This is a genomic window from Amycolatopsis sp. NPDC045836, from assembly GCF_056431745.1.
In genome coordinates, this window is sequence record NZ_JBWKKF010000012.1 from 131090 (window position 1) to 151014 (window position 19925).

Consider the following 19925-nt stretch of genomic DNA (forward strand, 5'->3'; position numbering starts at 1 on the left):
GTTCCTATCCCAGGTGGTCGAGCACTGACAACGCGATTTCCTTCGTGCTCGCCGTGCCGCCGAGGTCGCGCGGCAGCACCCCAGCGGCCGTGGTGGCTTCGACGGCCCGGTCCAGCCGCGCGGCTTCAGCGGGCAGGCCGAGGTGGTCGAGCATCAGCGCCGCGCTGCCGATGGCGCCGATCGGGTTCGCCACCCCCTGCCCGGCGATGTCCGGCGTGGACCCGTGCACCGGCTCGAACATGCTCGGGAAGCGGCGTTCCGGGTTGAGGTTCGCGCTGGCCGCCACGCCGAGGCTGCCCACCAGCGCGCTGCCGAGGTCGGACAGGGTGTCCGCGTGGAGGTTGGAGGCGACCACGACGGACAGGTCCTCCGGCCGCAGCACGAACCGCGCGGCCATGGCGTCGACCAGGCAGCTGTCGCTTTCGACCTGCGGGTAGTCGGCGGCGACCCGGCGGAACACGTCGTCCCAGAGCTCGGTTCACTTTCGCGGGCGGAGAAGAACACGCTGGTCGCGTTCGGCTTCACCGTGACGCTGTGGATCGTGCCCGCCATCGTCGGCCTGGTCGCGGGCAACGACTCGGCGGTGTACAAGACCGTCAGCGACCGCCTCGACGAGGGCATCGTCGCGGTGCTGGGCGCGTCGCTGCTGTTCCTGCTGCCGGTGGCGTGGCAGCGCCGGGCGTTCACGCTGTCCTGGCCGGACGCCGCGCGCATCGACTGGGGCACGATCATGCTGTTCGGCGCGGGCATCATCTTCGGCTCGCTGCTCGCCTCGTCGGGCTTGGCGAAGACGATCGGCGAGTCCACCTCCGGGGCGCTGGGCCTGGCCAGTTCACTGCCGATCACGCTGTTCGGGGTGCCGCTGGCGATCCTGGTGTCGGAGACGACCAGCAACACCGCCGCCGCGTCGGTGGTGGTGCCGATCGTCATCCCGATCGCGGTGGCCGCCGGGGTCGATCCGCTGATGCCGGCGCTGGCCGCCACCTTCGCCGCTTCCTTCGGCTTCATGCTGCCGGTGGCCACGCCGCAGAACGCGATCGTCTACGGCTCGGGCACGGTGCCGATCACGCGGATGATCCGCTCCGGCATCAGCTTCGACGTCTGCGGGGCGCTCCTCATCGTCGCGGTGCTGCCGCTGACGGTGGCTTTGGTGGGCCTCGGCTGAACTAAGCTCGGACCATGGGGTCCGTCGACCAACGCACCATCGACTGGAACGACGGCGCGGTGGTGATCGTCGACCAGTGCGCCCTGCCCGCCCGATTCCAGTTGCTGCAACTGGAGACAGTCTCCGATTTGATCGGCGCAATTCAGCGGCTCGCGATCCGCGGTGCCCCGGCGCTGGGGGCGGCCGGTGCGCTCGGGGTCGCGCTCGCCGCGCGGCGCGGGGTGGACGTCGAGGGTGAGGCCCGGCGGCTGGAGCAGGCCCGGCCGACCGCGGTCAACCTGGCCTGGGGTGTCCGCCGAGCGCTGGCGAAGCTGCCCGAAGGACCGGACGCGGTGCTCGCCGAGGCGTTGGCGGTGCTCGACGAAGACGAGCAGCTGTGCCGCGCGGCGTCGGGTGAGGCCGCCGAACTGATCCGCCGGTTGTGCCCGCGGCGCCCCCTGCGCCTGCTCACCCACTGCAACGCCGGTCGCCTCGCGACGGTCAGCTGGGGCACCGCGCTCGGCGTCGTCTGGCACCTCCACGCCGAGGGCCGGGTGGAGTACGTGCTGGTCGACGAGACCCGGCCGTTGCTGCAGGGTGCCCGGCTGACCGCGTGGGAGCTGGCCGACGCCGGTGTGCCGTACCGGGTGCTGCCCGACGTGGCGGCGGCTTCGGCGATCGCCCGCGGTCTGGTGGACTGCGTGGTGGTCGGCGCGGACCGCGTCGCGGCCAACGGTGACGTCGCCAACAAAGTCGGCACCTACGGGCTCGCGCTGGCCGCCGCCCGCCACCGGATCCCGTTCGTGGTGGTGGCCCCGTCGTCCACACTGGACGAACAGACCCCCAGCGGCGACCTGATCGAGATCGAGGAACGCGGTGCCGGCGAGGTGACCGGCTGGGGTGGCGTGCCGACCGCGCCGGCCGGTGCCCCGGTGTTCAACCCGGCCTTCGACGTGACCCCGGCGGAGCTGATCACCGCGGTGGTCACCGAGCGAGGTCCCGGATGACCTCCACCGCCCGGTGCAGTTCTTCGAACCCCGTGGTCAGCGGTGAGAGCCCGAGGCGGATGCCGTCGGGTGCGCGGAAGTCGATCAGCACGCCGGCGTCGATCAGCGCGGCCGAGAGCTCCCTGGCGTCGGCACGTCGGATCGTCACGTGAGCCCCGCGCGACGCCGGGTTGCGGGGTGAGCCGAGGTCGAAGCCGAGCGGCGCCAGCACCTCGTCGAACCGCTCGACGGCGAACTCGGTGAGCGCCACCGCCTTCTCCCGGATGCGCGGCATGCCCGCCTCGGCGATCAGCTCGACCCCGGCCTCCACCCCGGCCAGGCCGACCACCGGCGGCGTGCCGGACAGCAACCGGCGCACCCCGTCCGCCGGTTCGTACCCCGGCCCCATCTCGAACAGGTCGCGGCGGCCGAACCAGCCCCAGATCGGCTGGCGCACCTCGTCGGCCAGGTCCCGGCGCACGTAGGCGAAGGCGGGCGAACCGGGTCCGCCGCACAGGAACTTGTAGGTGCAGCCGACCGCGAAGTCCACCTCGTCGGCGTCGAGCGACAGCGGCAGTGAACCCACGCTGTGACAAAGGTCCCAAACGACCAGCGCCCCGGCCTCGTGCGCGAGGCGGGTGATCGCGGGCAGGTCGGCCACCTGAGCCGACCAGTAGTCGATGTGGCTCAGGGTCACGACCGCGGTCTCCGGCCCGAGCAACGCGGCCACCTGCCCGGCCGACGGCCCGCTCCCGAGTTCGGCTTCCACCCAGCGGATCCGGCAGCCGAGCTCCCCGGCGATGCCCTCGACCAGGTACCGGTCGGTCGGGAAGTTGTGCCGGTCGGTGACGATCTCGCGGCGCCCCGGCCGCAACGCCAGCGCGGCCCGCAGCAGCTTGTACAACCAGACCGAGGTCGACTCGCCCAGCACCACCTGACCGGGTGCGGCGCCCAGCACCACCTCGCCCAGCCGATCGCCGAGCCGGGTCGGCAGTTCGGTCCAGCCGTCGGCCCAGCCCCGGATCAGCCGTTCCCCCCAGTGCTCCCGCACCAGTGCCTCGAGCCGGTCGAGCGCCGAGCGGGGTGGGCGGCCGAGCGAATTGCCGTCGAGGTAGGCCACCACCTTCTCGTCGGCGGGCAGGAACCGGTCGCGGAAGGCGGAGAGCGGATCGGTCCGGTCGAGGGCACGCGCACGCTGCAGGGTCACCCGGCCACCATAAATCCGTCGCGATCAGCGCCCGCGCTGCTCTACCTTCCGCGCATGCCGTTCTCCCCCGAGGAACCCGAGGAACCCGGGGTCTCCGCCCTGCTGACCGAACTCGGCCTGGCCGATCAGGCGGTCGAGCGCTTCGAAGGCGGCTCGCTGCCGGTCTACGCGGTGGGCGGCGACCTGGTGCTCAAGCTGTTTCCCCCGGTCCACCGGGACGAAACCGGCACCGAGGCCGCAGTGCTGCGCCAGCTCCACGGCGAGCTCCCGATCCCGACCCCGCGTCTCGAAGCGACCGGCGAGTTCGACGGCTGGGGTTACGTGCTGATGACCCGCCTCCCGGGTGAGTTGCTCAGCGGTGCCTGGCCGCGGCTCACCGGCGAGGACAAGGTGTCACTGGCGCAGCGGCTCGGTGAGGCGCTGGCCGTGCTGCACCGCACCCCCGCCCCGGACCTGGGTCCGCCCGACTGGTCCGAGTTCATCGCGACCCAGCGCGCGAACGCCGTCCAGCAGCAGCGACGGGCCGGGCTCGCCGACGAGTGGCTCGCGCAGATCCCCGGCTTCCTGGCCCGCGTCGACCTCGGCACGCCGGAGCCGGTGTTGCTGCACACCGAGTTCATGCGCGACCACCTGCTGGTGCGGCGGGAGGCCGGCGGCTGGGCGCTGACCGGGCTGTTCGACTTCGAGCCTGCGATGCGGGGTGCCCCGGAGTACGAACTGGTCGGCGCCGGGGTGTTCGTCGCGGGTGGGGACCTGGCGCTGTTCCGGCACCTGCTGCTCGCCTACGGCTACACCCCGGAGCAACTGGACGCCGACTTCGCCCGCCGTTGCCTGGCGTACACGCTGCTGCACGTCTACAGCAACCTGCCCTGGTACCTGAAGGTAATGCCGGAACCCGAGCAGCCGACCCTCGATTCGCTGGCCCAGCGCTGGTTCGGCGCTTAGGGCAGGGCTCGCCGCAGCACTTCGGCGAGGTGCACCGCCGTCCGGTCCGACTCCTGCGCGATCTGCGTGCGGCAGCTGAACCCGTCCGAAATAACCAGTGTGCCCGGATCGGTGGCACGGAGCGCGGGCAGCAGCCCGTCCTCGGCGCAGGCGACCGACACCTCGTAGTGCCCGCGCTCGAAACCGAAGTTCCCAGCCAGTCCGCAGCAACCGGAGTCAAGCGTGGAATTGCGCACCCCGGCGCCGGCGAGCACCCGCTCGTCGGCCTCGAAGCCGAGCACGGCGTGCTGGTGGCAGTGCACCTGGCTGACCGCCTCCTCGTCCAGCGCCCGGAACTCCAGCGGTGAGTCGGCGACCAGTTCGGCGAAGGTGCGCGTGCGTTCCGCGAGCACCGCGGCGACCGGCTCGTCCGGCAGCAACGCCTTGAGGTCGCCACGGAACAACGCCGTGCAGCTCGGTTCCACGCCTGCCACCAGATATCCGGCGTCGAGGTAGGGCTTGAGCACCGAAAGTGTGCGCTGCAACACTTTTCGAGCCACCCCCAGCTGCCCGGTCGACACCCAGGTCAGTCCACAGCAGACACCCTTGTCCGGCAGCACGACGTGGTACCCGGCCGCGGTGAGCACCTCGGCCGCCGCGGCGAGCACGTCCGGGGTGAAGTAGTTGTTGAAGGAATCCGGCCACAACACCACATCGCGCCCGCCACCGGAGTCGAGCTTCCGCGAGGTGAACGGCCGGGCGAACGCCGGCAGGTCCCGTTCCGGCGCGATGCCACCCAGCCGCTTGAGCAGGCGCGCCAGCCGCGGTCGTTCGAGCAGCGTGTTCGCCAGCCGGGGCACGCGTCCCGCCAGGCGCAGCCACAACGGCAGCCAGCCCATCGAGTAGTGCGCCGCCGGGCGCACCCGGCCGCGGTAGTGCTGGTGGTAGAACTCGGCCTTGTAGGTAGCCATGTCCACCTCCACCGGGCAGTCCGACAGGCAGCCCTTGCAGGACAGGCACAGGTCCAGCGCCTCGCGGACCTCCTCGGACCGCCAGCCGTCGCGGATCACCTCGCCGTTGATCATCTCGGCGAGCAGCCGCGCCCGGCCGCGGGTCGAATGCTTCTCGTCGAGCGTGACGCGATAGCTCGGGCACATCACGCCGCCGCTCCGGGTGTTACGGCACTTCGCGACTCCGACGCAACGCCGCACCGCCTGCCCGAAGCTGCCGCGGTCCTCCGGGTAACCGAGGAAGGTCACCGAGTCGATCGACGCGGGCGCGGTCCGCACCCGGAGGTCGGCGTCGAGCGCCCGCGGCTCGACCAGCACACCCGGGTTCATCATGCCGTCCGGATCGAAGATGCCCTTGAACCGCCGGAACAGCGCCAGCACCTGCGGGCTGTACATCCGCGGCAGCAGCTCCGAGCGCGCCTGGCCGTCCCCGTGCTCACCGGAGAGCGAGCCACCGTGCGCGGCAACCAGGTCCGCCGCCTCTTCGAGGAACTTCCGGAAGCCGGCCCGTCCCGGCGTGGACAGCAGGTCGAAGTCGAGCCGCAGGTGCAGGCAGCCTTCGCCGTAGTGGCCGTAGACCACGCTCTGCCTGCCGTGCTCGGCCATCAGCTGCTTGAACTCGCGCAGGTAGGCGCCGAGCCGGTCGGGCGGGACCGCCGCGTCCTCCCAGCCGGGCCACGCCTCCGAACCGTCCGCGAGCCGCGTCGCCAGGCCGGCGCCCTCCTCCCGGATGCGCCACAGTTCCCGCTGGGCCTTGGGATCGGTGAGCACCACCTCACCGGTGAGGTGCCCGGCGAGGTCGCGGGTCAGCGCCCGCGCCCGGCTCACCGCCTCGGCCTCGGTGTCCCCGGCCATTTCGACGAACAGCCACGCCCGGCCACGCGGCAGTCCGGTGCTGCGCGAGGAGTCCAAGAGGGACACCAGTTCCGCGTCCACGCCTTCGACCGTCAACGGCGACCACGGCAGGATCGACGGCACCGCGTCGGCCGCCGCGATGTCGGAATCGAAGCCGAGCACCGCCAGCACCCGCGCCCTGGGCAACTCCGCCAGCGCCAGTTCGGCCCCGAGCACCGTCACGCAGGTGCCCTCGCTGCCGACGAGCGCTTTGGCCAGGTCGAACCCGTTCTCCGGCAGCAGGTGCTCCAGCCCGTAGCCGGAAACCCGGCGGGACCACGGCGAAAGCTCGGTGCGCAGCAGGGAAAGGTGGTCGAGGACCAGCTTGCGCACCTCGTCGGGCACCCCGACGTCACGGCCGACCGTCGTCCTCGTGCCGTCGTAACGCAGCACGTCCAAGCTGCGCACGGCGTCCGCGGTCCGGCCCCAGGCCACCGAATGCGAGCCGCAGGCGTTGTTGCCGATCATGCCGCCGAGCGTGCACCGGCTGTGCGTGGACGGGTCGGGCCCGATCCGCAGGCCGTGCGGGGCGGCCGCCGCCTGCAACCGGTCCAGCACCACGCCCGGTTCCGTCCACACCGTCCGGTTCACCGGATCGACTTCGCCGAAGCGGTTCAGGTGCCGGGAGAAGTCCAGCACCACCCCGGGCCCGCACGCGTTGCCCGCCACACTCGTACCCCCACCGCGGGCGACGATCGGCGCCCCGGCCACCCGGCAGGCCGCGACCACCTCCTCGGTCTCCTCGGCCGTGCGCGGCCACACCACGCCGACCGGTTCGTGCCGGTAGTTCGACGCGTCCGTGCCGTACAGCGCGAGGGTGGCCGGGTCCACGGCCACCCTCGCGCCCAGTTCCCGCCGCAACGCCGCCCGCATCTCCTCCATGGGGACCCATTGAAGACAAGATCGAGCGGCGTCGCGACCCTGGTTCTTCAGCAACTGGAAGAAGTTGCCCGCCGGATCGGTCAAAGTGGACTCGGCGGTGCCGCCGTAGCTCGAGCGCGTGCCGCTCCTGTCCACGATCTCCAGCTGTAGTTAGTTGGCGATTCACCATGGCGGGCGATTTGCGCGAAATGTCCGCTTCCGGCGCGTGGGTGGAACGCCTTCCCGGCTGACCTCGGTACCGGTGTCCCCCGGTGCGCCACACGTGCCAGCTGCTCGCTGCCCATCCGGTAGGACTCGGTCTCCAGCGCGGGATCGTACCGCCGCATCCTCCAGCGGGGTCCACCACGATCGACGGGACCGGCAGGTCCCAGTCCGCCCCGAGCCAGCCGTTCTCCCCCGCAGCGGGTTCGGGATCAGCGAGGCTGGATCGGGCGAGGGCACCGGCGAACAGGACCACTCGGCCGGCCCGCGTCCGCGCCGGGGATCTTCACCCGACGCGTGCGCAATAGGGAACTCCGACCGGGCCAGCGAACCAGTGCCCGATATGGCCCACAACCACCGTTTGCCCGAGCCGCGGTGACCCCGGTTGACCCCTTCGGACTGCCTTCGCGATCGCGCCGGGCACTCGGCTTCGCGGGTGATTCCCGGGGCGCCCGCTCCGGCGCCCGACCGCACCATGTGGAGCACCGGACCGATCAAGTAGCCCCAGCGCACCCTATTCACGCAGGTCAGGGCCCCGCCTGAGCCTCCGATCGCGTTTAACGCCGTTGTTACCTGCCCGTCAACCGTGGCGTGGCATTTCCCACGCCGTGACCGCGACGTGTCCCGATAATGGAAATTTCACACTACTGTCATAAGACCCGGCGAACCCGGGAGTAGGTAGCGCACGCCGAGCAGACCACCACCACGCGGATCTCGGCCACCGCGCTTACCCACGTGTGCCCAGCGCACACCGACGTCGTGCACAGTGCGGTGCACGAGGCCACCCAGTGCCGTGTGGCTCATGTCGATCAGCGTGCCCGAGATCTCCGGGCTTACGCGTCTTCGCTCTCGACTGACCATCGCAGTCCGGAGTCCACCCGTTAGCCGAGTCCGCCAGACCGGCCCTGATCGGGTGACGCCCGGTCCTGCCTACGCCCGAGGAGGCGGCCAGCCGTGACCCGCCATGATCAGCACGACCGCAGGCCAGGCGGCCTGTACGACCCGCAGTTCGAGCACGACGCCTGCGGGGTCGCCTTTGTCGCGGATCTCACCGGGAGACGAGACCACCGGATCGTTCGCCAGGCACTGGTCGCACTGCGGAACCTGGAGCACCGCGGTGCCCGCGGCGCCGAACCCGAGACCGGGGACGGCGCGGGCCTGCTGATCCAGGTGCCGGACGAGTTCTTCCGCGCGGTGACCGGGTTCGACCTGCCCGATCCCGGCGAATACGCCGTGGGCACCGCGTTCCTGCCGGTCGACGAAACCGCCCGCGGCCGCGCGATGAGCGCCATCGAGCGGATCGCCGCCGAAGAGGGCACCCAGGTGCTCGGCTGGCGCGAACTGCCCGTGCGCACCGAGCACACCGGACCGACCGCGGCCGCCACGATGCCGCACTTCAGCCAGCTCTTCCTCGGCCCGCGCTCCCCGGATCTGACCGGGCTCGCGCTGGAACGGGCCGCGTTCTGCGTGCGCAAGCGCGCCGAGCACGAACTGGCCGCGGACGAGGTCTACTTCCCCAGCCTGTCCACGCGCACCATCGTCTACAAGGGAATGCTCACCGAGGCTCAGGTGGAGAGCTTCTTCCCGGACCTCTCGGACGAGCGCGTCACCAGTGCCATCGGCCTGGTGCACTCGCGCTTCTCCACCAACACCTTCCCGTCGTGGCCGCTGGCCCACCCGTACCGGTACGTGGCGCACAACGGTGAGATCAACACGCTCCGCGGCAACCGCAACTGGATGGACGCCAGGGAGTCGATGCTCGCCAGCGAGCTGATCCCCGGTGACCTGGAGCGCCTCTACCCGGTGATCACCAGGGACGCGAGCGACTCGGCCTCCTTCGACGAGGTGCTGGAGCTGCTCCACCTCGGCGGCCGGCCGCTGCCGCACGCGGTGCTGATGATGATCCCGGAAGCGTGGGAGAACCACGAGGAGATGGACCCGGCCCGCCGGGCCTTCTACGAGTTCCACTCCACGCTGATGGAGCCGTGGGACGGACCCGCGCTGGTCGCGTTCACCGACGGCACCCAGATCGGTGCCGTGCTCGACCGCAACGGCCTGCGGCCCGCCCGCTACTGGGTCACCGAGGACGGGCTGGTCGTGCTGGCCAGCGAGGTCGGCGTGCTGGACATCGACCAGGCCACGATCATTCGCAAGGGACGGCTGGAGCCGGGCCGGATGTTCCTGGTGGACACCGCCGAAGGCCGCATCATCGACGACGACGAGATCAAGGGCGGGCTCGCCGCCGAGCACCCGTACCAGGAGTGGCTCGAGCGGGGTCTGCTGCAGCTGGAGGACCTGCCGGAGCGCGAGCGCGAAGTGCCGCCGCACGCCGCGCTGGTTCGCCGCCAGCAGGCGTTCGGGTACACCGAGGAGGAACTCGAGGTCCTGCTCGAGCCGATGGCCCGCACCGGCGCGGAGCCGATCGGGTCGATGGGCAACGACTCGCCGCTGGCCCCGCTTTCGAGCGGTTCGCGGCAGCTGTTCGACTACTTCACCCAGCTGTTCGCGCAGGTCACCAATCCGCCGCTGGACGCGATCCGCGAGGAGCTGGTCACCGCGCTGGGCACGCAACTCGGCGCCGAGCCGAACCTGCTCACCGCCGACGCCGCTTCCTGCCGCCGCATCGTGCTGCCGTTCCCGGTGGTCGACAACGACGAGCTGGCCAAGCTGGTGCACATCAACGACGACGGCAACCTGCCGGAGTTCAGCGCGGTCACCGTGTACGGCAAGTACGAAGTGGACGGTGGGGCCGACGCGCTCACCCGGCGGCTGGACGAGATCCGGGCCGAGGTGTCGCAGGCCATCGCCGACGGCGCGCGGCTGATCGTGCTGTCCGACCGCGGTGTCGACGAGAAGCACGCGCCGATCCCGTCGCTGCTGCTCACCGGCGCGGTGCACCACCACCTGGTCCGCGAGAAGACCAGGACGCAGGTCGGCCTGCTGGTGGAAGCCGGCGACGCCCGCGAGGTGCACCACATCGCGCTGCTCATCGGCTACGGCGCGGCGGCGGTGAACCCGTACCTCGCGATGGCGACCGTGGAGGAACTGGCCTCCGGCGGGCACATCAGGGGCACCGACGCGAAGCAGGCCACCCGGAACCTGATCAAGGCGCTGGGCAAGGGCGTGCGCAAGACGATGTCGAAGATGGGTGTGTCCACGGTGGCCTCCTACACCGGCGCGCAGATCTTCGAGGCGATCGGCCTCGGCGAAGAGGTGATCAGCACCTGCTTCACCGGTACCACCTCGCGACTCGGCGGCATCGGTTTCGAGACCATCGCCGAGGAGGTCGCGCAGCGGCACCGCCGGGCCTTCCCGGTGGACGGCGTGCGGCCGAGCCACCGCGAACTCGAGACCGGCGCCGACTACCAGTGGCGCCGCGAGGGTGAGCCGCACCTGTTCAATCCGCAGACGGTGTTCAAGCTCCAGCACTCCACGAGGTCCGGCAAGTACGAGATCTTCAAGGAGTACACCAAGTACGTCGACGACCAGGCCGAGCGCCTGCTGACGTTGCGGGGCCTGTTCGGGTTCAAGGAGGGCGCCCGGCCGCCGGTGCCGATCGAAGAGGTCGAGCCGGTGTCCGAGATCGTCAAGCGGTTCGCCACCGGCGCCATCTCCTACGGCTCGATCTCGAAGGAGATGCACCAGACGCTGGCGATCGCGATGAACCGCCTCGGCGGCAAGTCGAACACCGGTGAGGGCGGCGAGGACCCCGACCGGCTCTATGACCCGGAACGCCGCTCGGCGGTCAAGCAGGTCGCGAGCGGGCGGTTCGGCGTCACCAGCGAGTACCTGGTCAACGCCGACGACATCCAGATCAAGATGGCGCAGGGCGCGAAGCCCGGCGAGGGCGGTCAGCTGCCCGGCGCGAAGGTCTACCCGTGGATCGCGAAGACGCGGTTCTCCACGCCGGGTGTCGGCCTGATTTCACCGCCACCGCACCACGACATCTATTCCATCGAGGACCTGGCGCAGCTGATCCACGACCTGAAGAACGCCAACCCGAACGCCCGCATCCACGTGAAGCTGGTGTCGGAGGTCGGCGTCGGCACGGTCGCCGCGGGTGTGTCGAAGGCGCACGCCGATGTGGTGCTGATCTCCGGGCACGACGGCGGCACCGGCGCCTCGCCGCTGTCGTCGATCAAGCACGCCGGCGGCCCGTGGGAGCTGGGTCTCGCCGAAACGCAGCAGACGCTGCTGGCGAACCGGCTGCGCGACCGGATCGTGGTGCAGACCGACGGTCAGCTCAAGTCCGGCCGGGACGTGATCATCGCCGCGCTACTCGGTGCGGAGGAGTTCGGCTTCGCCACCGCGCCGCTGGTGGTTTCCGGCTGCATCATGATGCGGGTGTGCCACCTGGACACCTGCCCGGTCGGCGTCGCCACGCAGAACCCGGTGCTGCGTGAGAAGTTCAGCGGTAAGGCCGAGTACGTGGTGAACTTCTTCGAGTTCATCGCGCAGGAGGTGCGGGAGTACCTGGCGCAGCTGGGCTTCCGGTCCATCGCCGAGGCGGTCGGCCACGCCGAGCTGCTCGACACCCGCAAGGCCGTGGAGCACTGGAAGGCCTCCGGCCTCGACCTCTCGCCGATCTTCCACGTGCCCGATCTGGAGCCGCGGGCTTCCCGGCACCAGGTCGTCGCGCAGGACCACGGCCTGGACAAGGCGCTCGACAACACGCTGATCCAGCTGGCCGAAGGCGCCCTGAACTCGGGCGACAAGGTGCGGCTCGAACTGCCCGTGCGCAACGTCAACCGGACCGTGGGCACCATGCTCGGCTCGGAGCTGACCAAGCGCTGGGGCGGCGAAGGCCTGCCGGACGGCACGATCGACGTCACCTTCACCGGCACCGCCGGCCAGTCGTTCGGCGCCTTCGTCCCGAAGGGCATCACCCTGCGGCTCATCGGCGACGGCAACGACTACGTGGCCAAGGGTCTTTCCGGTGGCCGGATCGTCGTCCGCCCGCCGCGCGAGGCTCAGTACGCCGCCGAGGACCACATCATCTCCGGCAATGTTATCGGCTACGGCGCGACCAGCGGTGAAATCTTCATCCGCGGGCGTGTCGGCGAACGGTTCTGCGTGCGGAACTCGGGCGCCCTGGCCGTGGTGGAGGGCGTCGGCGACCACGGGTGCGAGTACATGACCGGCGGCCGGGTGATCGTGCTCGGCACGGTCGGCCGCAACTTCGCGGCCGGCATGTCCGGCGGCATCGCGTACCTGCTCGACGTGAACACCAAGCGGCTCAACACCGAGATGGTGGAGCTGGAACCGCTCGACGACGAGGACACCGAACTGCTCCGCGACGCGGTCGAACGGCACTACGCCGAAACCGAATCGGCCGTCGCGCACGAGCTGCTCGCCGACTGGGACACCGCGGTCACCAGGTTCGGCAAGGTGATGCCGAAGGACTACAAGCGAGTGCTGCTCGCGCAGGCCGCCGCCGAGCGCGACGGCCGCGACGTGAACGAGGCGATCATGGAGGCCGCACATGGCTGACCCCAAGGGCTTTCTGACCACCGAACGCGAACTGCCGCAACGGCGTCCGGTCGACCTGCGGCTGCTGGACTGGCGGGAGGTCTACGAGGACTTCGCGACCACCAAGCTGGAGAAGCAGGCGGGCCGCTGTATGGACTGCGGCATCCCGTTCTGCCACCAGGGCTGCCCACTCGGAAACCTCATCCCGGAGTGGAACACCCTGGTGTGGAAGGAGGACTGGCGCGCTGCGAGCGAACGCCTGCACGCGACCAACAACTTCCCGGAGTTCACCGGCACCCTGTGCCCGGCGCCGTGCGAAACCGCCTGCGTGCTCGGGATCAACAACGACCCGGTCACCATCAAGCGCGTGGAAATCTCCATCATCGACCGTGCCTTCGAAGAAGGCTGGGTCACCCCGCGACCCCCGGAGAAGCGAACCGGGAAGAAGGTCGCCGTGGTCGGCTCCGGCCCGTCCGGCCTCGCCGCGGCACAACAACTCACCCGCGCCGGCCACACCGTGGTGGTCTACGAACGCGCCGACGCCATCGGCGGCCTCCTCCGCTACGGCATCCCCGAGTTCAAGATGGAAAAGCACCGCCTGGACCGGCGCCTGGACCAGATGCGCGCCGAGGGCACCGAGTTCCGCACCGGCGTGAACGTCGGCAAGGACCTGTCGGTCGAAGACCTGCGAGCCAACCACGACGCCGTGGTACTCGCAGGCGGCGCGACGGCCTGGCGCGACCTCCCCATCCCGGGACGTGAACTGGACGGTATCCACCAGGCGATGGAGTACCTGCCCCCGGCGAACCGAGTCGCCGCCGGACAGCTCACGGAGTCGCCGATCAACGCCAAGGGCAAGAACGTCGTGGTGATCGGCGGCGGCGACACCGGCGCGGACTGCGTCGGCACCGCGCACCGCCAGGGCGCCGCTTCGGTGACCCAGGTGGAGATCATGCCCCGCCCACCGGAGATCCGCTCCGACGCGCACCCGTGGCCGACCTACCCGATGATCTACCGCGTCTCCTCGGCCCACGAGGAGGGCGGCGAGCGGCTCTACTCGGTCAACACGCAGGAGTTCCTCGACGACGGTTCCGGCCGGGTCCGCGCGCTGAGCCTGGTAGAGGTGCGCTCCGAGAGCGGTAAGTTCGTGCCGGTGGAAGGCACCGAGCGGGAACTCCCCGCCGAATTGGTGCTGCTTGCCATGGGCTTCGTCGGCCCGGAACGCACCGGCCTGCTCGAGAACCTCGGCGTCGAACTGGACCAGCGTGGCAACGTCGCCCGCAACAAGCAGTTCCGGACCAGCCTCGACGACGTCTTCGTCGCCGGCGACATGGGTCGTGGGCAGTCGCTCATCGTATGGGCGATCGCCGAGGGCCGTTCCGCCGCCGCCGCGGTGGACGCCCAGCTCACCGGCCGGGCCATCCTCCCAGCCCCGATCGCGCCAACGGACCGGCCGATCTCCTGAGCCAGCGGAGGAGTCCCGGTGCCAGCGTCGTCGCCGGGTCTCCTCCGCTTCTCCACCTAGTCCCAAAGTCGCCCGGACGCCCGGGGCTGCTCAACCTCGACCGATGAACGGCATGTTCGTCGCGGCGATGGTCATGAACTGGACATTCGTGTTGAGCGGCAAGTTCGCCATGTAGAGCACGGCACTCGCCACGTGTACGGGGTCGAAAGTCGGCTCCGCCATGATCGTCCCGTTGGCCTGCGGCACTCCGTCCGCGAACGCCGAAGCAAGGTCGGTGGCGGCGTTGCCGATGTCGATCTGCCCGCATGCGATGTCGTAGGCACGCCCGTCCAGAGAGATCTGCTTGGTCAACCCGGTGATCGCATGCTTCGTGGCGGTGTAGGCCGCCCGCTGCGGACGCGGTGAGTGCGCCGAGATCGAACCGTTGTTGATGATCCGACCACCGCGTGGCCGTTGTTCCTTCATCAGGCGCACAGCGTGATGCGCACAAAGGAACGAACCGGTCAGGTTGATCGCCACCGTGCTCGCCCAGTCCTCGGGCGAGATTTCGTCGACATCTCCCGCAGGCCCCGACGTCCCGGCGTTGTTGAAGAGCAGGTCTACCCGCCCCCACTTGCTCTGGACGGCGTCGAACAGTGCGGCCACGGAATCCGCCGACGCCACGTCGGTCGGGATCACCTCGGCCCCGTCGAACCCGGCAGCGGTCTCGGCCAGCGGACCTGGCCGTCGCCCGGCCAGCGCGACCTGGTACCCGTCCTCCAGCAACGCCTGTGCCACCACCTTGCCGATGCCGGAACCCGCACCGGTCACCACCGCGACCTTCTCCGTCGAAACCATTCCGCCGTCTCCTTCCCAGGCCGATCATCGAGCCACCCGAGAATCTACGCGGTAGCCCGTGTCGGAGTTTGGTGGGCGAGGTTGTACTGCGGTGTCTGCGCTGGATCGAGCCATCGCGGAGCGTAGAAGGCCGGACGACCGCCGATCATGCGGATGTGCCACTCCGTGTGGTGGATGACCCGATGGTGGTGGGCACACAGCAGGACCAGGTTGTTCAGGTCGGTCTTCCCACTGTGCGTCCAGTAGACGACGTGGTGCGGCTCGGTCCACTTGGGAGACCGGGTGCAGCCCGGGAAGGCGCAGCCGTGGTCTCGAACGGCCAGTGCCTTCCGTTGGGCTCTGGTAGCCGTGCGAGTCGTTCTGCCGAGCACCAGGTCCTCACCGTCGCCCTGGAAGATGGCCGGCGTGACAGCTGCGCCACTGCAGCAGATCCGACGAGCAGTGTTCATCGAGACATAGGTCGAGTCGTTGACCAGGACCGGCTGGTTCGTTGTCATCTCGTCCAGATTGACGTTCAACGTCAAGGTTGCCGACTCGCCGCCTTGCACCGGCAGGTCGTCACAGCGAGCGGCCAACTCAAGGATCTCAACCAGCGCGTCGCCCTGTCGTTCCTCCGTAGAGCGCGGATCGAAGGCGCCGGTCGCCGGATCCTTGGGCTTCGGTTTCGCCAGCACACCCAGTAGCCCCTGCAGAGTCTGTGCGGTCATCCCGTCCAGAACGCCCCGGAACTGCCAGCGGTCGTTCTTCCCCTGCCACATGTGCAGTGAACAGCCAGGACGAGTTTGTTCGCGATCGTCGTCTTCAGGAGCCTTGCCGCTCTGCTCGACGAAGTCCACGATCCGCCTGCCGACTCGTCGCACCTCGTGCGGCCGTGCCTGCTGGGCCAGGGCGAGCAAGGTCCGCTGATGCGTCGCCATGTCATCAGCGGATACTTTGTCCGACAGTACATTCGTAACCTTGCAGATCTCTGCGACGTGTTCTCTGTTGATCTCACCCTTGGCCAAGGCCTCGCCCACTGCGGCCAATGTCGGCGGATCCGAACCTCGTTGCCGGTAGAGCAACTCAGCCGCCCGCTCTCGCGCCAATGCTTCACCTTTGGTGATGTGGTCGGTCTCCGTCTGGAAGCGGGTGAAGCTGCTGAAGCCGTGGCAAAGTCCACGGCTCTGCATCTCAGCGATGCCACGGAGCAACTCCGCGTAGGCCATGTCGAGCCTACGCACAGCGTCGAGGTGGCTCGCCGTGAGTTCTTGGTCGGAGAGTTTCCCGGAGTGATCGGACACGCATTCACGGTAAGCACCGAGACTGGCGCCTGTCGACCGCGGGGCCGAAATAGGCGATCGAACGGAGCAGATCAACGGTTTAAGCCTGGAAAGTGTCCGTTCGCGTAGTTGAGATTCGACGGCTGATCGCCCCTCGTGTATGAAGGGTTGGTCGATGCGCTTCTGCCCAGCGCCTCGCGAAAGTCACCTGGACAGCCTCACTCGGCGCGCCACGTAGATTGGTTGGACCTGCGCATCAGCCTAGGCTGTAGTTGGCACTTCGGTCGCGCTCCAAGTTGCGACGTTCGATGTACAGGCAGGTTGAATTCGGGTCGCCGAAGTACCCTAAACGAATCAGACAAGGTCGACTCGAGCGAACCCTGGCGGGCGCCTGTATCGACACGCCGACGACAAGGTCGAAGTACGCCACGGGCTGTGTCGATCTATTCAGGCAGCCGATGCTCAACAGATCGACTTCGACCTCGGTGGTGCCTCTGCGCGGCAAGCTCATGCCCGCAGGTGGCCGGGCAGTGTGGACCGAGTATCTGGCAGATGGTGTAACGGCTTCGGTCGGCAGTACGAATCATGGGTAGCGGCTGGCCAGTCCTGGCTTGCCCTGGCGAGAGGGTGCGACCATGCGCCGAAACCGACGAATGCTCGCTGTGGTGCTCCTGAGTGCAGCCGCGGCCTTGGCGGGCACTCCGGCGAGCGCCGAGTCAGCTGAAGTTCAGCTCTCCGTCTCGGCGGCCACCGTTCACCCTGGCGGTACGGTGGTCGTCACGGAGAAGGTCAGGAGCACCAACGGCTTCACCGTTCTGCAGCCAGCTGCTCGGCTGTTCAGTACGCCGGTGGTTCTCACTTCCTACGCGACGCTGGTCGGATGCTCAGGAGTTGTCTGCTCCACTGTGAACGGGCCGGGTGGTCCGATCGGATACCAGGGCACTCTGCCTGAGGCCCTGTCCGCGGGCGAGTCCGCGGAAGTCAGCTTCACCCTGAAGATTGCGGCTGACGCACCCGACTTCACGCACACCCTGCAGGGACAGCTGTTCGGGAGCAACTACGGGAGTGAGCTGATTGCCGGGCCGGTCGTCGCCGTGGACGCGACGGCTGACCGGACGATCAAGCTCACCGGCACGCCGAAGCCCGGGTTGCTGGGCGGACGGGTTGACTTCACGGTACGTGTCACGAACAAGGGGCCCGATCCGGCTACGAGTACGACGGTCACCACCACTCTGCCGACGGGATTGAAGGTGAATCCTGGAGCCGGGTGCTCGTCTTCGGGTGGCGAAGTGACTTGTTCTGTGGGCGCGTTGGCGAACGGCGCCGAAGGCACCGCCGCGTTCTCGGTGCCTTATGGTCTGCTGACCATCGGCCTGCCGTTCAGCTTCACCGCGAATCGGACCGATGCGGTGCCCGAGGATCTCAATGCCGCGAACGACAGGTCGTCGGTCACTTGCACGGTGATCACGCCACTGTTGGCGAATTGCGGGTAGTTGACCGTTCAGCTGCGGGAGCGCCAGCGCACGGCTAGCAACCAGGCCAAGTATCCACCGCCGAGGATGCCGGTGGCGATTCCGACGGGGAGTTGCTGGGAAGGGAAAAGACGCTGGATGGCGAGGTCGCTGGTGACCAGGAGGAAGGCTCCCATCAGGGCCGAAGCCAGCAGGCCGGGGCCTGCGGCTCGGGTTAGCTTGCGGGCGAGTTGCGGGCCGGCCAAGGCGAGGAAGGTGATCGGACCGGCGGCGGCAGTCGCCACTGCGCAGAGAGTCACGCTGACGCCGAACAGGACCAGTCTGCTGCGTTCCACCGGCACGCCCAGGCCCTTGGCGGCGTCGTCGCCCATCTCGAGCATGGAGAGTCGCCGGCCGTAGTAGGCGGCGATCGGGAGCAGCACGGCCAGCGCGATGGCGACCGGCTGGACGTGTTCCCACCCGCGGCCGTTCAGGCCGCCGACCTGCCACGCTTGTGCGGAAACAGCGTCCTGCAGGCTGGCTCTGGTGATCAGGTAGGAGTTCGCGGAAAGCAGCATCGAGCTCACACCGACGCCGATGAGGACCATGCGCAGGCCGTGCATGCCCCGTTTGAGGGCCAGCAGGTAGACCACGACCGCGGTGATCATGCCGCCGAGCAGGGCCCCCAGGGCGGTTTGCAACATGCCGCCCGTGGTGGTGATGATGACGATCAGCGCACCGGTAGCGGAGCCGTGGGTGAAGCCGATGATGTCGGGGCTGCCGAGCGCGTTGCCGGAGAGGCTTTGCAGGATCGCGCCACTCACCGCCAATGCCGCGCCGACCAGCAGGGCGGCCAGCAGGCGGGGCAGGCGCAGGGTGGTGACGATGAAGTCGGCGCCGGGGGGACCTTGGCCGAAGAGGGTGGCCACCACCTCCGGCACGGAGAGCTTGTAGTCGCCGGTGGTCAGGCTGACTACCGAAACCACGATGACGGCAATCGTCAGTACAACGCAGACGACGATCGCTCGGGCAGGAACCCGCAGCGAGATGTGGCCCCCGGGGCCGCGCAGTACCCGGCTGGCGCCGGTGGTCTTGGTGGCGTTCACAGTCGCGCCGGCTTCCGGCGGCGGCACAGCGCGATGAACACCGGTGCGCCCACGATCGCGGTCATGATTCCGACCTGCACCTCTTCCGTGTCGTCGAAGGTCCGGCCGAGCACGTCGGCACCGAGGAGGAGGATGGCCGCGAGCACCATCGAATACGGCAGGCCCCAGCGGTGATCGGGGCCGACGATCAGGCGGGCGGCGTGTGGCACGGCGAGGCCGACGAAGCCGATCGGGCCGATCGCCGCGGTGGCGCCGCCGCACAGCAGGGTGACCGCGATGGCGCCCGCCACGCGGGTCGCGGTGACGTGCGCGCCGAGTGCGCTGGCCGCCTGGTCGCCGAGGGCCAGCGCGTTCAGGGGCCGGGCGAGCACGAGGGCGACCACCACGCCGAGGACGATGAACGGCAGCACTTGGAGCAGGGTGTCGGTGCCGCGGCCGACCAGCGAGCCGACGTTCCAGAAGCGGAACTTGTTGAACACCTCGACGTTGAGCAGCACCACGGCGCTGATGAACGCGAACAGGATGGCGGTCACGGCCGCGCCGGCGAGCACCAAGCGGTCGGGCGAGGAGCCACTGCGGCCGGCCGAGCCGAGCACGTAGACGACCACCGAAGCAACCGCGGCGCCGGCGAAGGCGAACCAGACGTAGCCGAAGATCGAGGTGACGCCGAGGAACGCGATGCCGATGACGATCGAGGCCGCGGCGCCGAGATTGACGCCGAACAGGCCGGGGTCGGCGAGCGGGTTGCGGGTCAGGGCCTGCATGAGCGAGCCGGCCAGGCCGATCGCGGCGCCCATGACGATGCCGAGCAGGGTGCGCGGGATGCGCAGCTCGTGGATGATCACGGCCTCGCTGGAGCCGTCGTTGTGCCACAGCACGTGCCACGCGGTCGCGAGTGGAATGTCCTTGGTGCCGATCGCGATGCTGAGCACGAAGACAAAACCGAGCACGCCGAAGACGGCCAGGATTCCGACGAGGCGGAGCAGGTTCGTGCGGGCGCCGGCCGGCTTGAGCTGCCCGGCTTCCTCGGCAGGTGCCACTACCAACCCGGCCTCCAGCCTCTGATGAGCATGTCGTCGGCAGCTTATAG

The 19925-nt window shown here is 69.3% G+C and carries 13 protein-coding genes; 6 read left to right on the top strand and 7 right to left on the bottom strand.

The window, feature by feature from the left end:
• Positions 1 to 4: 4 nt before the first annotated feature.
• Positions 5 to 460, bottom strand: a complete 456-nt coding sequence (locus AC07EG_RS23595; protein WP_478255327.1) for an isocitrate/isopropylmalate family dehydrogenase — start codon at positions 458 to 460, stop codon at positions 5 to 7.
• A 45-nt stretch (positions 461 to 505) separates the two neighbouring features.
• On the opposite strand from AC07EG_RS23595, the gene AC07EG_RS23600 reads away from it, so the two are divergent.
• Both AC07EG_RS23600 and mtnA read left to right on the top strand, forming a co-directional pair.
• On the top strand, positions 506 to 1165 hold the full coding sequence (locus AC07EG_RS23600; protein ID WP_478255443.1) for an SLC13 family permease: 660 nt from the start codon (positions 506 to 508) through the stop codon (positions 1163 to 1165).
• Between the two features lie 14 nt (positions 1166 to 1179).
• Positions 1180 to 2151: an S-methyl-5-thioribose-1-phosphate isomerase gene (gene mtnA, locus AC07EG_RS23605; RefSeq protein WP_478255328.1), complete on the top strand. Its 972-nt coding sequence runs from the start codon at positions 1180 to 1182 to the stop codon at positions 2149 to 2151.
• Here the strand turns inward: mtnA and AC07EG_RS23610 are convergent.
• Positions 2129 to 3337, bottom strand: a complete 1209-nt coding sequence (locus AC07EG_RS23610; protein WP_478255329.1) for a kynureninase — start codon at positions 3335 to 3337, stop codon at positions 2129 to 2131. The genes mtnA and AC07EG_RS23610 overlap by 23 nt on opposite strands.
• A gap of 54 nt (positions 3338 to 3391) precedes the next feature.
• Between AC07EG_RS23610 and AC07EG_RS23615 the strand changes: the two genes are divergently transcribed.
• Positions 3392 to 4282: an aminoglycoside phosphotransferase family protein gene (locus tag AC07EG_RS23615; protein ID WP_478255330.1), complete on the top strand. Its 891-nt coding sequence runs from the start codon at positions 3392 to 3394 to the stop codon at positions 4280 to 4282.
• Here the strand turns inward: AC07EG_RS23615 and AC07EG_RS23620 are convergent.
• Complete coding sequence (locus AC07EG_RS23620; protein ID WP_478255444.1) at positions 4279 to 7038, bottom strand: FAD-binding and (Fe-S)-binding domain-containing protein; 2760 nt, start codon at positions 7036 to 7038, stop codon at positions 4279 to 4281. The genes AC07EG_RS23615 and AC07EG_RS23620 overlap by 4 nt on opposite strands.
• 1164 nt (positions 7039 to 8202) lie before the next feature.
• On the opposite strand from AC07EG_RS23620, the gene gltB reads away from it, so the two are divergent.
• Both gltB and AC07EG_RS23630 read left to right on the top strand, forming a co-directional pair.
• A complete protein-coding gene (gltB, locus tag AC07EG_RS23625; RefSeq protein ID WP_478255331.1) occupies positions 8203 to 12738 on the top strand; it encodes a glutamate synthase large subunit in 4536 nt (1511 codons plus the stop codon).
• Entirely contained in the window at positions 12731 to 14182 is a 1452-nt protein-coding gene (locus AC07EG_RS23630) for a glutamate synthase subunit beta (RefSeq protein ID WP_478255332.1), read from the top strand. The genes gltB and AC07EG_RS23630 overlap by 8 nt, the downstream gene beginning before the upstream one ends.
• Before the next feature lie 90 nt (positions 14183 to 14272).
• Here the strand turns inward: AC07EG_RS23630 and AC07EG_RS23635 are convergent, their stop codons facing one another.
• Both AC07EG_RS23635 and AC07EG_RS23640 read right to left on the bottom strand, forming a co-directional pair.
• Positions 14273 to 15019: an SDR family oxidoreductase gene (locus AC07EG_RS23635; protein WP_478255333.1), complete on the bottom strand. Its 747-nt coding sequence runs from the start codon at positions 15017 to 15019 to the stop codon at positions 14273 to 14275.
• 44 nt (positions 15020 to 15063) lie between these two features.
• A complete protein-coding gene (locus tag AC07EG_RS23640) occupies positions 15064 to 16299 on the bottom strand; it encodes an HNH endonuclease signature motif containing protein (RefSeq protein WP_478255334.1) in 1236 nt (411 codons plus the stop codon).
• Positions 16300 to 16913: 614 nt separating this feature from the next.
• Here AC07EG_RS23640 and AC07EG_RS23645 point away from each other — a divergent pair.
• The gene (locus AC07EG_RS23645; RefSeq protein WP_478255335.1) at positions 16914 to 17771 is read left to right on the top strand and encodes a COG1361 family protein; all 858 of its coding nucleotides are present in this window, start codon (positions 16914 to 16916) and stop codon (positions 17769 to 17771) included.
• 8 nt (positions 17772 to 17779) lie between these two features.
• On the opposite strand, the gene AC07EG_RS23650 is transcribed toward AC07EG_RS23645, so the two are convergent.
• Positions 17780 to 18835 carry a FecCD family ABC transporter permease gene (locus tag AC07EG_RS23650; protein WP_478255336.1) on the bottom strand — a complete coding sequence of 352 codons (1056 nt, stop codon included), beginning with the start codon at positions 18833 to 18835 and terminating at the stop codon, positions 17780 to 17782.
• A complete protein-coding gene (locus tag AC07EG_RS23655) occupies positions 18832 to 19875 on the bottom strand; it encodes a FecCD family ABC transporter permease (protein WP_478255445.1) in 1044 nt (347 codons plus the stop codon). The genes AC07EG_RS23650 and AC07EG_RS23655 overlap by 4 nt, the downstream gene beginning before the upstream one ends.
• Positions 19876 to 19925 lie beyond the last annotated feature (50 nt).

What these genes read in the sequence shown, in the direction of transcription:
- mtnA (WP_478255328.1), top strand. Translation starts at nt 1,180, where the DNA reads ATGGGGTCCGTCGACCAACGCACCATCGACTGGAACGACGGCGCGGTG.
- AC07EG_RS23615 (WP_478255330.1), top strand. Translation starts at nt 3,392, where the DNA reads ATGCCGTTCTCCCCCGAGGAACCCGAGGAACCCGGGGTCTCCGCCCTG.
- AC07EG_RS23620 (WP_478255444.1), bottom strand. Translation starts at nt 7,038, where the DNA reads ATGCGGGCGGCGTTGCGGCGGGAACTGGGCGCGAGGGTGGCCGTGGAC.
- AC07EG_RS23630 (WP_478255332.1), top strand. Translation starts at nt 12,731, where the DNA reads ATGGCTGACCCCAAGGGCTTTCTGACCACCGAACGCGAACTGCCGCAA.
- AC07EG_RS23635 (WP_478255333.1), bottom strand. Translation starts at nt 15,019, where the DNA reads ATGGTTTCGACGGAGAAGGTCGCGGTGGTGACCGGTGCGGGTTCCGGC.
- AC07EG_RS23645 (WP_478255335.1), top strand. Translation starts at nt 16,914, where the DNA reads ATGCGCCGAAACCGACGAATGCTCGCTGTGGTGCTCCTGAGTGCAGCC.